This window comes from Fictibacillus sp. KU28468 (assembly GCF_026153615.1).
Lineage (GTDB): Bacteria > Bacillota > Bacilli > Bacillales > Fictibacillaceae > Fictibacillus_C > Fictibacillus_C marinisediminis.
The window spans coordinates 2,486,988-2,502,248 of record NZ_CP110666.1 but is presented as its reverse complement, the minus strand read 5'-3'; the positions used below and the strand labels follow the sequence as shown (position 1 = coordinate 2,502,248).

Below are 15,261 nucleotides of genomic sequence, written 5' to 3'. Positions count from 1 at the left end.
ACCTGCTTCAGTTATTGAAGCAGGTTTTTTTGTTTAAAGCAGGAAAAGTCATGATTACTATGGAATGTGGGTACACTAGAAAGTATGATCAACAACCTATTTAAAAAGGGAGGAAGCGAAATGACACTCGTAGACCATCATGTGGCTGACTTGCCCGGAATTACCTTACATACAGTCGAAACCACTAAATATAAGACCACTTCGTTAATTCTTCAGCTGAAAAGTCCGATCGTGGAGGAGGAAGTTACCAAACGTGCCCTGCTTCCCTATGTTTTGCAGAGCGGGACAGAGAGATTTCCCAGCAGTAAAGAGCTCCGTGAAGCGCTGGACAGCCTTTATGGAGCAACCCTGGGGGCGGATCTCTCTAAAAAAGGAGAATATCAGGTTATCACCCTGAGAATTGATGTAGCGAATGAAAAATTTCTATCGGATAATACACCTTTGCTAGACAAGGCGTTTGAACTGCTCTCCGATGTACTGCTCAAGCCGGCAAAACAGGGGAATGCCTTTTTATCCGATATCGTCCAGAAAGAAAAACGGTCGTTAAAGCAGCAGATTGAATCCATATACGATGATAAGATGAGGTATGCCAACAAGCGCCTGATCGAGGAGATGTTCGAAGACGAGCCTTATCGTTTCAATGTATACGGAAGCGAAAAGGAAGTCGATTCCATCACTCCTGAGATTTTATATGATTATTATAAGAAAGTCATCCAGGAAGACGAGGTCCATTTGTATGTCGTGGGAGATGTTTCCAAAGAAATTCTCAAGGATTTTACGGCAAAGCATTTTGTGTTTCCAAATGCTAAAGCAGAGCCGAAACGAGTAGCTTCCTCAGGAAAACGAAGAGTGGATGAAGTGAAAGAGATATTTGAAGAGCAGGAAGTGCAGCAAGGAAAGCTCCATATGGGATACCGCACCTACATTACGTACTGCGATCCCGAATATCTTCCTCTTCAAGTATTCAATGGCGTCTTCGGCGGTTTTTCGCATTCCAAACTGTTCATGAACGTCCGTGAGAAAGAGAGTCTGGCCTATTATGCCGCTTCTCGTTTTGAGAGTCATAAAGGGATTATTTTTGTTATGTCAGGGATTGAAACCAATAATTATGAAAAAACAGTAAAAATCATTAATGAACAGCTAAAAGAAATTCAAAACGGCAACATTTCAGACGGTGAACTGGAGCAGACGAAAGCGATGATCCGAAACCAAATCCTTGAGACGGTGGATGATTCTACAGGTTTGGTGGAGGTACTCTATCACGAAGTAGTCTCCCGGCATAAACGGAGTATTGAGGAATGGCTCGAAGGCATCGAGAATGTTACGAAAGAACAAGTGATCGGTGTTTCAAAAAAGATTGAACTTGATACGATCTATTTCTTAAGAGGGAGGGGCGATGAATAATATGGAACAAATTCATTTTAAGCAGCTCAAAGAGACCCTAAACTGCAAGACCCTTGAAAACGGACTGAAAGTATTCATTTTAGAAAAAAAGGATTTTAATAAAACCTATGCAACGTTTACGACTAATTATGGATCCGTGGATAATCATTTTGTTCCGCTTGGAAAGAACGAACCAGTCAAGGTGCCGGATGGAATCGCCCATTTCCTGGAGCATAAGCTTTTTGAAAAAGAGCACGGTGACGTTTTTCAGGATTTCAGTAAACAGGGAGCATCGGCCAATGCTTTTACTACCTTTAAACGGACCGCTTATTTGTTTTCAACGACCGGTGATGTTGAAAAGAACCTGACGACGTTGATCGATTTCGTTCAGGCACCCTATTTTACCGAAAAGACGGTGGAGAAAGAAAAAGGAATCATTGGACAGGAGATCAGAATGTACGATGACAACCCGGACTGGCGCGTGTATTTCGGTTTGATCGCCAGCATGTATCAAAACCATCCGGTGTCCATCGACATTGCTGGAACGGTTGAATCGATTGCCAAAATTACAAAAGATGATCTGTATGAATGCTATGAGACCTTCTACCATCCGAGCAACATGCTCCTCTTTATTGTAGGGCCGGTTGATGCAGAAAAGATCATGGATCTTGTCGAGAAGAACCAGGCCGGCAAGGACTATAAAGACAAGCCGCCGATCGAGCGCTTCTTTGATGAGGAACCAGCTCAGCCCGCCAAAAGAAAAGAAGTATTGAACATGCCGGTTCAAACACCGAAGTGCTATATGGGATATAAAGAGAAACGTCCCGAAAGGCAAGGGAAAGAATTGCTTCTCCGGGAACTCTCCGTCAATTTGCTGCTGGAGATGATGTTTGGAAAGAGCACCAAAAATTACGAGAAGCTTTATAATGATGGGCTGATTGACCCTTCTTTTTCTTTTGACTATACAGAAGAGCAAGGCTACGGTTTCTCCATGATCGGAGGCGATACATCTGATCCTGATGCTTTCGCAGATACCATTTCGCGTATGGTAGAGGATTTCAAGAAAACGGATATCAACCAAGAGGACCTGGAGAGAGCAAGAAAAAAGAAAATCGGTTCTTTTTTAAGAGCGCTGAACTCGCCCGAGTTTATCGCGAATCAATTCACCAGGTATGAATTTAACGGAATGAATCTTTTTGACGTGATCCCGACGTTTGAAGATTTAACGGCTGCACACCTTGAAAAAGCGCTGAGTGACCATTTTCAGGATAGTCAGCTGACCATTTGCCAGGTTAAGAAAAAACAGTCATAATGAAGAAAAAAAAACATCCCTGCTCATAAGCAGGGATGTTTTTAAGCGGGTGAAAATAATATGTCAGGCTGGGTTTTAGTGACAGGGGCAAGCGGCGGGATCGGTTCGAGCATCTGCCGGGCGCTTGCGAAAAATGGCTTCAACCTTATTCTCCATTACCATCTGAGCAGCCGGCAAGCAAGAGATCTCCAGCAAGAGGTAACTGCTTACGGTGTTGAAACCTTATTGGTGCAGGCAGACTTATCAGATCCTGCCGGAACTGATAAATTGCTGTCATCACTCTTTATGCCGGTTGATGCTGTTATACATAATAGTGCTGGTGCTTATTACGGACTGCTGACAGATATGGACAGCGAGACGGTGCAGAAAATGGTACAGCTGAATTTGACAAGTCCGATCTTGATCACGAAACATCTTCTGCCAGCTATGATGAAGAGAGGAAAAGGAAACATCATCGTCATCTCATCTGTGTGGGGATCAGTAGGGGCTTCGTGTGAGGTCGTTTATTCTGCCGTAAAAGGCGGCCTGAATACATTCGTCAAAGCATTAGCCAAAGAGGCAGCCCCCAACAGAATCAGGGTGAACGGCATCGCTCCCGGCGCGGTCGAGACACGGATGATGGAGGATTTTACTGAGGAAGAATTGAACTCGCTGAAAGACCAGATTCCAGAAGGCCGGCTAGGCCGGACGGAAGAAATGGCGGAAATCGTTATGTTCCTTTTGTCAGACCGCTCATCTTATATCAATGGGCATATTATTTCTGCAACAGGCGGCTGGCATAATTAATCGCAGGAAAGCGCAGAGGAAAATGTCAAATCCCATGCATAATTCATGTTCCTTCTAGAAATATTATAGTATGTACCATATTTTAAGGAGGAAATTAAATGTCAGTATTAGATAATTTTGGACAGTGGAAGAATTTTCTCTCTGACCGTCTTGAACATGCAGAAGGCCAGGGAATGGACCAATCAACCGTTTCCAATTTAGCAACTGAAATCGGAGGATATCTTGCTTCTCATGTAGATCCTAAGAATTCCGAAGAAAAAGTGCTTGCTGACCTTTGGAAGGTTGCCAGCGACGATGAAAAACACGCGATTGCCAATATGATGGTTAAATTAGTCCAGAATGACAACGCACAGTAAATATTAGGATGTTAAGGATTTTTCTTAACAGGGATGTTAAGGATTTTTCTTAACATCCCTTTATTTTTTCTTTCATAATAAATTGAAATCAGATATTATTAATTAATGAAGCGGGAAATTAATGATAAGCAACAGAAAAAGGAAGGAGAGATGAAGAATGGGCGATCAGGATTGGTATTTGGAATACGAGATAAATAAAAACCGCCCCGGACTTCTTGGTGATATTTCATCTCTTCTCGGGATGCTTGGAATAAATATCGTGACGATCAATGGAGTAGACAATGAGAGAAGAGGATTGCTGTTAATTGTCGACAAACAAGAGAAGGTAGACCGCCTTCGCTCCATTTTACAATCGATGGATAATATTACAGTCACGAAATTCCGTAAACCCAAATTACGAGATATTCTCGCCGTCCGGCATGGACGTTACATACAACGGGACGCAGACGATAAAAAAACATTCAGATTTGTAAGAGACGAACTTGGGCTTCTCGTTGACTTTTTAGCCGAACTGTATAAAGTAGAGGGCCATAAACTGATTGGCATCCGGGGTATGCCAAGGGTCGGAAAGACTGAATCGATCGTAGCATCGAGTGTTTGCGCGAGCAAAAAATGGGTATTTATATCTTCTACGCTGCTCAAGCAAACCATTCGGACACAGCTTGCGGATGATGAATACAGCACAGATAATGTTTATATTATTGACGGCATCGTGTCATCGAGGCGTTCAAATGAAAGGCACTGGCAGCTGGTCAGGGAAATCATGCGTCTTCCATCTGCGAAGGTCATCGAGCATCCAGATGTTTTTGTTCAGCAGACCGAATACAGCATTGACGATTTTGATTATATTATCGAGCTTAGAAACGATCCGAATGAAGAAATTACATATGAAGTAATAGAGACAGATGTAGGATTTTCCGCATTTGAATAACTTCAATTAGTGGATGGTGGTAAATTTGACTGAATTAGGAAATTATTTAAGAGAAAAAAGGGAAGAAAAAGGTCTTTCTCTTGAACAGCTTCAAACCGAAACAAAAATACAAAAACGTTATCTGCAGGCGATTGAAGAAGGACGATACGAGATTCTACCAGGTTCTTTCTATGCCAGAGCGTTTATAAAAAATTACAGCGAAACAGTAGGACTCAATTTTGAAGAAGTCTTTACCCAATTTGAAAACGAAATTCCAAAAGCCGAAAAAGAACCGACAGAATTTGTTCCCCGATCAGAACGGAATAAGCAGACCCTGGATGCAAAGGACTCTGTATTATCAAGCTGGCTGCCTAAAGTACTGATTTTTGCTTTCGTTCTGGCACTTCTGATCGGCGTTTGGGCCTACCTTGCCAACAGAGGGAATGACGGCGCTGATTCAAAGGACTCAAATAAACCTGCCAGTGTTCAGCTTGATAAGAGCAAGAAGGCTGAGAATACAAACAAGGCCAAAGATAAAAAACCGGAGAAGCCCGCGAATAGTGATTCACCAAAGAAACCGGCAGAACCGAAGAAAAAAGAATTTACTCTGACCAAGCAGGCTACACAGGGAATTACCACTACATATGAGCTAAGCCAGGCGGATGACTTTAAAATCGCCTTTAAGATGGACGGGCCGGTATATCTCGAAGTGAAAACAGGCAGCAAGACATTGGCTGGCAAGATGTTTAAAAAAGGTGATACAGCCAGCTATGACTTATCAGGTGAGAAAGATGTTGAACTTAATATTGGTGCCGCCAATTTTGCAAAAATGACGATCAATGAAAAACCGTTCTCATATCCGATTCCGCCTGTTAAGAGGGGAATTCACCAAAGGATCGTCATTAAAAACACGGCTTCCGGCAAACAATAACCTACGTAGAGCGCCGTGTAATGATTGTCAAAATTGGAGGAAATAAAAATGAACTTGCCTAATAAAATTACAATTTCAAGGATCTTACTTATTCCTGTATTCATGATCGTTCTTCTTGCCCCTTTTGATTGGGGAAAGGTAACATGGCTGGATGTTGATATTCCAGTCACCCATTTGGCTGCCGCCCTGATTTTCATCATTGCATCCTGTACAGACTGGGTAGACGGATATTATGCGAGAAAGCTCAACCTTGTTACAAACTTTGGGAAGTTTTTAGACCCTCTTGCGGATAAACTGCTGGTTACCGCTGCGTTTGTTGCCCTTGTTGAAGTAGGCTATGCACCGGCATGGATGGTCATCATTATCCTGAGCAGGGAGTTCGCGGTGACTGGCATACGCCTTGTAGCAGCAGCTGAAGGTGCAGTAATTGCAGCAAGCCAGATGGGCAAGCTGAAAACATGGATCCAGATCATTGCCATTTCTGCATTGCTGCTGCACAACATACCATTTGAATGGATCGGTATCCCATTCGCTCAGATCAGCCTGTGGGCAGCTACACTCATCACTCTATATTCAGGATGGGAATATTTTATTCAAAACAAAGAAGTTATGCTAAAATCAAAATAACAGCAGGAACAGGAGAGAAGATCTCCTGTTTTTTTTATCAGAAAAATCTTCGTTTAAAAACGTACAATACGGGGGAATACGCAAATGAATGCAGAAATCATTGCCGTTGGAAGCGAGCTCTTGTTGGGACAGATTGCAAACACAAATGCTAAATTTATCTCTGCTGAATTGGCAGACTTAGGGATCAATGTTTTCTATCATTCCGTCGTGGGCGATAATCCGAAACGGCTGGAATCTGTCATAAAAACAGCACAGAGCCGTTCAAATCTTCTCATCTTTACCGGAGGTCTCGGACCGACGAAAGATGATCTCACTAAAGAAACCATCGCCACTGTTCTGGTAAAGAACCTGGTCTATGACCAAGAAGCGATGGATCATATTGAAATGTACTACAAAAGAACAGGCAGGGTCATGTCTGAGAACAATAGAAAGCAGGCACTTGTTCTTGAAGGTTCTGAGATTTTGCCGAACAAACACGGCATGGCTCCGGGAATGGCGCTGCATGAAGACGGACTGTCCTATATTCTTCTCCCGGGCCCTCCCAAAGAAATGCAGCCGATGTTCAGCAGCTTTGCGGTTCCTTATCTTTCAGGAAGACTGCCTGGAAAAGAGCCGATCGTCTCACGGGTTCTTCGTTTCTTCGGGATTGGAGAATCACTGCTTGAAGCGACACTTCAGGACATTATCGATCAGCAGAGTAATCCGACTGTGGCGCCTCTCGCCGGAAACCATGAAGTTACCCTTAGGCTCTCGGCAAAATTTCTGGACAACAAGATTGCCCAAGAGCAGCTGGACGTGCTGGAAGGAAAAATCCGTGAGCGGGTAGGAGAGTTCCTATACGGATACGGAGATGATTCCTTGCAAAAAGCAGCCACAGAACAGCTGAAAGATAAAAAGCTGACCGTTTCTTCTGCCGAGAGTCTGACAGGCGGATGGTTTGGAAAGCAGATAACCGACATGCCGGGCAGTTCGGAAATATTCAAAGGCTCAGTTGTTTGTTATACGAATGAGATAAAAGAGCAGCTGCTCGGTGTTTCTCATGAGCTGCTTGTGTCCGAGGGAGCGGTCAGCGAGAACTGCGCGAAACAGATGGCGGAAAAGGTAAGAAACCTGACCGGATCGGATATCGGCATCAGTTTTACCGGGGTTGCAGGACCGGGACCAAGTGAAAACAAAGAAGCCGGCACGGTCTTTATCGGACTGGCGGATGAAACAGGCACCGAGGTGTACCCGCTGGCATTATCCGGTTCGAGGACCGCTGTCAGAGAGAGGTCTGTGATGTACGGATTGTTTTACTTATTATCAAAGGTCAAAAAAGGACAATAAAAAAATCGAATAAATGTTCGCAAAAAGATTGGCAAACGGTGAAAAAAGAAGTAAAATAAAGCTATAGGAAATGACATCACAATGTACTTACATGTGCAATGATATAAATTTGAGGAGTGATTACATGAGCGACCGCAAAGCGGCATTGGAAATGGCCTTGCGCCAGATTGAAAAACAATTCGGAAAAGGATCCATCATGAAACTTGGCGAGCAGGCTGAACAGAGAGTTTCCACCATCTCCAGCGGATCTCTTGCGCTTGATATCTCACTTGGCGTAGGCGGATATCCAAGAGGGCGGATCATCGAAGTATACGGACCTGAATCATCCGGTAAGACAACAGTTGCTCTGCATGCGATTGCAGAAGTGCAGAGAAACGGCGGACAAGCTGCGTTCATTGATGCAGAACATGCGCTTGATCCTGTCTATGCCCAAAAGCTCGGCGTAAACATTGATGAGCTTCTTTTATCTCAGCCGGATACTGGCGAACAGGCTCTTGAGATCGCGGAAGCCCTTGTCCGAAGCGGAGCAGTGGATATTCTGATCATTGACTCGGTTGCGGCTTTGGTCCCTAAAGCAGAGATCGAAGGAGAAATGGGAGATTCCCACGTAGGTCTTCAGGCAAGACTGATGTCTCAGGCATTAAGAAAACTTTCCGGAGCGATCAGCAAATCAAAAACCATCGCGGTATTCATTAACCAGATCCGTGAAAAAGTCGGCGTGATGTTCGGGAACCCGGAAACTACACCTGGGGGCCGTGCATTAAAGTTCTATTCTTCTGTCCGTTTGGAAGTACGCCGTGCTGAAACATTGAAACAGGGCACGGATATGGTAGGGAACAAAACAAGAATTAAAGTGGTTAAGAATAAAGTGGCTCCTCCATTCAAGACGGCGGAAGTAGACATCATGTACGGTGAAGGGATTTCAAGAGAAGGTGAAATCCTTGATATCGGTTCCGATATTGACGTCGTTCAAAAAAGCGGTGCCTGGTATTCCTTTGAAGGAGACCGCCTTGGCCAGGGAAGAGAGAATTCCAAACAATTCCTGAAAGAGAACAAGGAAGTAGCAGAAGAGATCATTACACAGATCAGAAGCTACTATCGCCTCGGTGAAGAAGCCAACACTCCAGAACCTGCAACAAAGGAAGAAGCAGAGGAGTTTGAATTATCCGAATAGCACTTTTGGGGGCTGTCCAGAAAGTCGAAAATTGACCTTCAGGCAGCCCCTTTTTGGCTTGAAAAATCTTCAATGAAAAGTTAATTGAAGTGGAAGATGCGAGACTCCTCGAAAATGAATTTCACATTTTCTTCGTGCGATATAACGCTGCCGCAGCCTTCCTTGTCCTGCGGGACTAGCGTGACAGGTGAGACTCCCGCCGGTGCTTGCACCAAAAAGTAGGCGTTCACGCCGGTAAAGCTCACCGCACGCCCCGCGAAAGTAGGAGCTCGCGCCGGTAAAAGCGAGCAGCCTGGAACGGAAATCAACAGCTTACAGACTTCTTGGACAGCCCCTTTTTTAGAAGGATAGGAAAGTATTAGTTTTAAAGGGATTTGTGGGATAAATAGATTGTGTAATATCTGCAAAAAAGCTGCGGTTCACGCTTGGCGGCCGCGGCCGGACAGGGGCACTGCCCTATCTGCTCATGGTCCGATAATTTCCTTTGATTGGATATAAATAAAACTTGCCAATTTTGAAAGGAAGATTTATCATAGATAATTTGACATCTCTTGACATAACGTGCTGTCCTTTATAAAATGGAGATATACTTTGATTTCATTTGAAATTAAAAGATATAACCTGAAATGAGAATGGCATGACTTGTGCACAACACTTTGTTACACGAATGATGCTTATGACCCAGTAAAAAAAGTAGATAGCAAGAGGAGGTGGAAACATGGAAAACATTATTGTCTTCATCTCCAGTTTGCTTGTCTCAGCAGGTGTCGGTGCAGTTGTCGGATATCTTGTTAGGAAAAAAATTGCCGAAGCAAAAATTTCAAGCGCGGAAAATGCTGCTGCTCAGATCGTTGAAGAAGCAAAGCGAGATGGGGAAGCGAGCAAGAAGGAAGCCCTGCTTGAAGCAAAGGATGAAATCCATAAGCTAAGAACAGAAGCAGAGCGCGACATTCGTGAACGCAGAAATGAGCTTCAGAGACAAGAACAACGATTGGTACAAAAAGAAGAGATTCTTGACCGGAAAAGTGAGACTCTTGATAAAAAAGAGGAATCATTGGAGAAACGTGAGGAGTCTCTCACCAAAAAACAACGACAAATTGAAGAGATTGAAAGCAAAGTGGAGGAGCTGCTCAGAGAGCAGCAAAGAGAACTGGAACGTATATCCGGCTTTACGCGTGAAGAAGCCAAGCTGATCATCATGGGCGAGGTAGAAAACGAAGTTTCTCATGAAATGGCTATGATGGTGAAGGATATGGAAAATCGCGCTAAAGAAGAAGCGGATAAAAAAGCAAAAGAGATTCTTTCTCTTGCTATCCAGCGATGCGCGGCTGACCACGTTGCTGAAACGACAGTTTCTGTCGTGAACTTGCCAAATGATGAGATGAAGGGCCGAATTATCGGGCGTGAAGGACGAAATATCCGTACGCTGGAAACGCTAACAGGCATTGATTTGATTATTGATGATACGCCTGAAGCCGTCATTCTTTCTGGTTTTGACCCAATCCGCAGGGAGATTGCCCGTATGGCGCTTGACAAGCTCGTTCAAGATGGCAGAATTCATCCTGCCAGAATCGAAGAGATGGTTGAAAAATCTCGCCGTGAAGTGGATGAGTATATCAGAGAAGTAGGTGAGCAGACTACTTTTGAAGTAGGAGTTCATGGACTTCATCCTGATTTGATTAAGATCTTAGGGCGTTTGAAGTACCGTACAAGCTACGGCCAAAATGTATTGAAACATTCAATGGAAGTAGCGTACCTCGCCGGTTTGATGGCAGCAGAAATTGGAGAAGATGTTCATTTGGCCCGCCGTGCTGGTTTGCTTCATGACATTGGGAAAGCGATTGATCATGAAGTAGAAGGCAGCCACGTCGATATCGGTGTGGAATTGGCAACCAAGTATAAGGAACATCCAGTAGTTATCAATTCAATTGCTTCCCATCACGGAGATACTGAACCTACTTCAATTATCGCTACTCTTGTTGCAGCCGCTGATGCATTGTCAGCAGCAAGACCTGGAGCTAGACGTGAAACGTTGGAAACATATATCAGACGTCTGGAAAAACTCGAAGAGATTTCCGAGTCGTTTGACGGCGTGGAAAAATCATTTGCGATCCAGGCCGGAAGAGAAATCAGAATCATGGTTAAACCAGATTTAGTCGATGATTTGGCTTCTTACCGTTTAGCACGGGATATTACGAAAAAAATTGAAAATGAACTGGATTATCCAGGACATATTAAAGTAACAGTCATTCGGGAAACAAGGGCTGTTGAGTACGCAAAATAAAGTGGTGTATACCACTTTATTTTGTTTTTATACAGAATGCAGTAAAAGGAGTTCTTCATGAAGATTTTATTTGTAGGAGACGTCGTTGGATCTCCAGGCAGAAAGATGATCGACACGTATTTGCCTAAATTAAAACGAAAATATCAGCCGCTTATAACGATTGTGAACGGTGAAAACGCTGCCCATGGCAGGGGGATTACCGGAAAGATCGTAAAGGGGATTTTTGAAGCGGGGGCACAGGCCATCACGCTCGGAAATCACGCGTGGGACAATAGAGAGATTTTTGAGATTATCGATACTACTCCCCAATTGGTTAGGCCAGCCAATTTTCCTGTTGGGACACCAGGCAACGGATCAGCTCTCATAAAGATGAACCAGCTTGAAATCGGCATCATTAATTTACAAGGACGTACATTTCTCCCTCCTCTCGACTGCCCTTTTGAAAAGGCTGAACAACTGGTTGAAGAGTTGCGGAAGCGGACGCCGATTATCTTTGTCGATTTTCATGCAGAAGCAACAAGTGAAAAGCAAGCGATGGGCTGGTTCCTCGACGGCAAAGTAACAGCGGTCGTTGGCACGCATACCCATGTCCAGACTGCGGATCAGCGAATTCTTCCACAAGGAACCGCTTACTTGACAGATGTAGGGATGACCGGCCCGTATGACGGGATATTAGGGATGGATCGGGAAGCTGTTTTGAAAAAGTTTCTTACCAGTTTACCGGTAAGGTTTGAAGTTTCTTCCGGAAGGGAACAGTTAAGTGGCGTCTTAATAGAGTGTGATCCTGCAACTGGAAAAGCGAAAACGATCAAGACCATTTTGATTAACGACGACCACCCGTTTTTTGAATAAGAGTACTTTTGGTTTAACAATTTACGCTTGCCAGCATATTGTTGTAAACTTTTCCATACTGCAGGAATACGGGCTCTTACCAATGAATATAGTAGAATTGGTATCATATCTCTAAGGAGGTACAAATTAATGGAAATATTAAAAGTTTCAGCAAAATCCAACCCTAATTCTGTAGCTGGTGCACTCGCCGGAGTTCTTCGTGAAAGAGGAGGAGCTGAAATTCAAGCAATTGGGGCCGGTGCATTAAACCAAGCCGTTAAGGCAGTAGCAATCGCACGAGGATTTGTAGCGCCTAGCGGAGTTGACCTCATTTGTATTCCTGCGTTTACCGATATTTTGATTGATGGAGAAGAAAGAACTGGGATTAAGCTGATTGTCGAGCCACGTTAACTAAAAAAAGTAAGCTGCCTGTTTGCCTGTTTGCGCAAACAGGTTTTTTTGAGTGCATAAATGTGGGTGAGAGCATACTAAAATTCACTGACGCCACCTATTAATTTTTCAATGAATACTTGCTTTTTTGTGAAGTTAGGTCTAGAATTGTAAACGTTTAGTACATATTTTTTAACAACCATCTTTATACCCATCTTAGTGATCAGCGCGCTTATTTTCTTTCGGAAAATAGCGTATTTTTATACATGGAGACTTATGTTTTCTCCAGAAAACGCAATTGGTGAGTATATAGAATGATAAGCATAGAAGGGGTGGAGTTCATGATTGATCAACTTTCCTGGAAAGTTGGCGGACAGCAAGGGGAAGGGATAGACAGTACCGGAGAAATTTTTGCAATGGCCTTAAATCGTCTTGGATACTATCTCTACAGTTATCGGCACTTTTCTTCACGTATTAAAGGCGGACATACGAACAACAAGATTCGTGTCAGCACGAAACAAACAAGGTCGATCTCGGATGATCTTGATATTTTAATCGCGTTTGACCAGGAGACCATTGATGTAAATATTCATGAGATGCGGGACGGAGGAGTCGTCATCGGCGACGCGAAGTTTAATCCAGTTGTTCCGGAAGGCTCAAAAGTAAGGCTCTTTTCAGTCCCGTTCACGGAAATAGCGAATGAGCTTGGCACTTCCTTGATGAAGAATATGGTGGCCATCGGCGCTACGAGTGCAGTGCTCGATCTGCCGGCTGAATCGTACATAGATGTGGTTGAGGAAATCTTTTCAAGAAAAGGCGCTAAAGTCGTAGAAAAGAATATGGATGCAATCCGCAAAGGCGCTGAGTTCTTTAATGAAGCAGCAGGCGGTCCGCTCGAGGGGTTCCAGCTGAATAAAGCTGACGGAAAAAAACGTATGTTTATGATCGGCAATGATGCCATCGCTCTTGGATTTGTAGCTGGCGGTGTCCGCTTCATGGCGGCTTATCCGATCACTCCGGCCTCTGAGATTATGGAATACCTCATTAAAAAACTTCCTCAGTTTGGCGGAACCGTTATCCAGACTGAAGATGAGATCGCAGCTTGTACAATGGCCATCGGCGCTAACTATGCTGGTGTACGTACTGTGACTTCTTCTGCGGGTCCTGGTTTATCCCTCATGATGGAATCCATCGGCCTTGCAGGAATGACAGAAACACCGCTCGTCGTCGTTGATACACAGCGCGGCGGTCCAAGTACAGGGCTTCCGACCAAACAGGAACAGTCGGATTTAATGGCGATGATCTACGGTACACATGGTGAGATTCCAAAGGTCGTCATGGCGCCAAGCACAGCTGAAGAAGCTTTCTATGATGCTGTAGAAGCATTGAATATTGCAGAAGAGTACCAATGCCCGGTTATTTTACTGACTGATCTTCAGCTTTCTCTAGGCAAGCAATCCGTAGAACCGCTTGATTTCAGCAAAGTTGAAATCCGCCGCGGCACCCTGGATTTGAATGCAGAGCTTCCTGAAGAAGAAGGCGGCTATTATAAACGCTATGAACTGACGGATTCCGGAGTATCTCCTCGTGTCATTCCGGGCATGAAAAACGGCATTCATCACGTGACAGGCGTCGAGCATGACGAAACGGGCAAGCCGTCAGAAGTTGCTGCAAACCGCTTGAAGCAGATGGATAAGCGTCTCCGAAAACTGAAGAACCTGAAATTCAACACGCCGGTCGTAAAATATACCCCGAATGAAGAGGCTGATCTTCTGCTTGTCGGGTTCAACTCCACAAGAGGCGTGATTGAGGAGGTTATTCCTCGTCTGGAAGCGGAAGGAATCAAAGTAAACCATGCACATCTACGTTTGATTCATCCATTCCCGGTTGAAGAGATGAAGACATTAATTGATTCAGCGAAAAAGGTAGCGGTCATTGAGAATAATGCCACTGGACAGCTGGCCAATATCCTGAAAATGAACCTGGGTTCTCATCACAAGATTGAGAGCATCTTAAAATATGACGGTAATCCATTTCTTCCTTCTGAAATTTTCAATAAATGCAAGGAGCTGGTTTAAATGGCGACGTTTAAAGACTTCAGAAATTCAGTAAAACCGAACTGGTGCCCTGGCTGCGGCGACTTTTCCGTGCAAGCATCCATACAGCGGGCGGCAGCAAACGTCGGGCTTGAACCGAGCGACCTGGCAGTGATCTCGGGGATCGGCTGTTCCGGGCGTATCTCCGGTTATATTAAATCCTATGGCTTCCATGGCATTCACGGCCGTGTTCTTCCAATCGCCCAAGGCGTGAAAATGGCCAACCGTGATCTTACAGTTATTGCCTCTGGAGGAGACGGTGATGGATTCGCTATCGGAATGGGCCATACCGTTCATGCGATCCGAAGAAATATTGACGTAACCTATATTGTAATGGACAACCAAATCTACGGATTAACGAAGGGGCAGACTTCTCCCCGCTCTGCTGAAGGGTTTAAAACGAAAAGTACGCCGGAAGGTTCTGTAGAGTCCGCTATCGGAGTGATGGAACTTGCTCTTACAGCAGGTGCAACGTTCGTTGCGCAAAGCTTTTCAAGCGACCTGAAAGAACTGACTGCGATCATACAAAAAGGGATTGAACATAAAGGCTTCTCATTGATCAATGTGTTCTCTCCCTGTGTAACCTATAATAAGGTAAACACATATGACTGGTTCAAAGAACACCTAACAAGCCTTGATACGATCGAAGGCTATGATCCTTCCAATCGGATGATGGCGATGCAGACTTTGATGGAAAACGACGGACTCGTCAAAGGCATCATCTATCAGAATACAGTAAAACCTTCCTATCAGGACCTTGCCCACGGATACAGCAAGGATCCATTATCCAAAGCGGACCTGAAGATGGATGAAGAGAAATTTAACGGCTTACTTGCCGAATTTATGTAATAAAAA

General features: G+C 44.2%; 15 protein-coding genes. 14 read left to right on the top strand and 1 reads right to left on the bottom strand.

The window, feature by feature from the left end:
• Positions 1-120 precede the first annotated feature (120 nt).
• The 9 genes from yfmF to recA all read left to right on the top strand — a co-directional run bounded on the left by yfmF (position 121) and on the right by recA (position 8,805).
• Entirely contained in the window at positions 121-1,404 is a 1,284-nt protein-coding gene (gene yfmF, locus OKX00_RS12965) for an EF-P 5-aminopentanol modification-associated protein YfmF (RefSeq protein WP_053354434.1), read from the top strand.
• A 1-nt stretch (position 1,405) separates the two neighbouring features.
• Positions 1,406-2,695, top strand: coding sequence for an EF-P 5-aminopentanol modification-associated protein YfmH (yfmH, locus tag OKX00_RS12960; protein ID WP_265410537.1), 1,290 nt, complete (start codon positions 1,406-1,408; stop codon positions 2,693-2,695).
• A gap of 60 nt (positions 2,696-2,755) precedes the next feature.
• Positions 2,756-3,481: an elongation factor P 5-aminopentanone reductase gene (ymfI, locus tag OKX00_RS12955; protein WP_091005505.1), complete on the top strand. Its 726-nt coding sequence runs from the start codon at positions 2,756-2,758 to the stop codon at positions 3,479-3,481.
• A gap of 98 nt (positions 3,482-3,579) precedes the next feature.
• On the top strand, positions 3,580-3,837 hold the full coding sequence (locus tag OKX00_RS12950; protein ID WP_053354432.1) for a DUF3243 domain-containing protein: 258 nt from the start codon (positions 3,580-3,582) through the stop codon (positions 3,835-3,837).
• A gap of 157 nt (positions 3,838-3,994) precedes the next feature.
• On the top strand, positions 3,995-4,768 hold the full coding sequence (locus tag OKX00_RS12945) for a DUF3388 domain-containing protein (RefSeq protein ID WP_053354431.1): 774 nt from the start codon (positions 3,995-3,997) through the stop codon (positions 4,766-4,768).
• A gap of 25 nt (positions 4,769-4,793) precedes the next feature.
• Positions 4,794-5,678 (top strand): helix-turn-helix domain-containing protein, encoded by an 885-nt coding sequence (locus OKX00_RS12940; protein WP_062231838.1) that lies wholly within the window; start codon positions 4,794-4,796, stop codon positions 5,676-5,678.
• 48 nt (positions 5,679-5,726) lie between these two features.
• The gene (gene pgsA / locus OKX00_RS12935; protein WP_053354429.1) at positions 5,727-6,305 is read left to right on the top strand and encodes a CDP-diacylglycerol--glycerol-3-phosphate 3-phosphatidyltransferase; all 579 of its coding nucleotides are present in this window, start codon (positions 5,727-5,729) and stop codon (positions 6,303-6,305) included.
• A gap of 84 nt (positions 6,306-6,389) precedes the next feature.
• Entirely contained in the window at positions 6,390-7,631 is a 1,242-nt protein-coding gene (locus OKX00_RS12930) for a competence/damage-inducible protein A (RefSeq protein WP_265407637.1), read from the top strand.
• Positions 7,632-7,755: 124 nt separating this feature from the next.
• On the top strand, positions 7,756-8,805 hold the full coding sequence (recA, locus tag OKX00_RS12925) for a recombinase RecA (protein ID WP_265407636.1): 1,050 nt from the start codon (positions 7,756-7,758) through the stop codon (positions 8,803-8,805).
• 80 nt (positions 8,806-8,885) lie between these two features.
• On the opposite strand, the gene OKX00_RS12920 is transcribed toward recA, so the two are convergent.
• Positions 8,886-9,113 carry a hypothetical protein gene (locus OKX00_RS12920; RefSeq protein ID WP_265407635.1) on the bottom strand — a complete coding sequence of 76 codons (228 nt, stop codon included), beginning with the start codon at positions 9,111-9,113 and terminating at the stop codon, positions 8,886-8,888.
• 410 nt (positions 9,114-9,523) lie between these two features.
• On the opposite strand from OKX00_RS12920, the gene rny reads away from it, so the two are divergent.
• The 5 genes from rny to OKX00_RS12895 all read left to right on the top strand — a co-directional run bounded on the left by rny (position 9,524) and on the right by OKX00_RS12895 (position 15,255).
• Positions 9,524-11,089, top strand: a complete 1,566-nt coding sequence (gene rny, locus OKX00_RS12915; protein ID WP_053354426.1) for a ribonuclease Y — start codon at positions 9,524-9,526, stop codon at positions 11,087-11,089.
• A 57-nt stretch (positions 11,090-11,146) separates the two neighbouring features.
• Positions 11,147-11,941, top strand: coding sequence for a TIGR00282 family metallophosphoesterase (locus OKX00_RS12910; RefSeq protein ID WP_053354425.1), 795 nt, complete (start codon positions 11,147-11,149; stop codon positions 11,939-11,941).
• A gap of 129 nt (positions 11,942-12,070) precedes the next feature.
• Positions 12,071-12,331, top strand: coding sequence for a stage V sporulation protein SpoVS (gene spoVS / locus OKX00_RS12905; protein ID WP_053354424.1), 261 nt, complete (start codon positions 12,071-12,073; stop codon positions 12,329-12,331).
• Between the two features lie 320 nt (positions 12,332-12,651).
• A complete protein-coding gene (locus OKX00_RS12900) occupies positions 12,652-14,388 on the top strand; it encodes a 2-oxoacid:acceptor oxidoreductase subunit alpha (RefSeq protein ID WP_053354423.1) in 1,737 nt (578 codons plus the stop codon).
• A complete protein-coding gene (locus tag OKX00_RS12895; RefSeq protein ID WP_265407634.1) occupies positions 14,389-15,255 on the top strand; it encodes a 2-oxoacid:ferredoxin oxidoreductase subunit beta in 867 nt (288 codons plus the stop codon). It abuts the gene before it with no gap.
• Positions 15,256-15,261 lie beyond the last annotated feature (6 nt).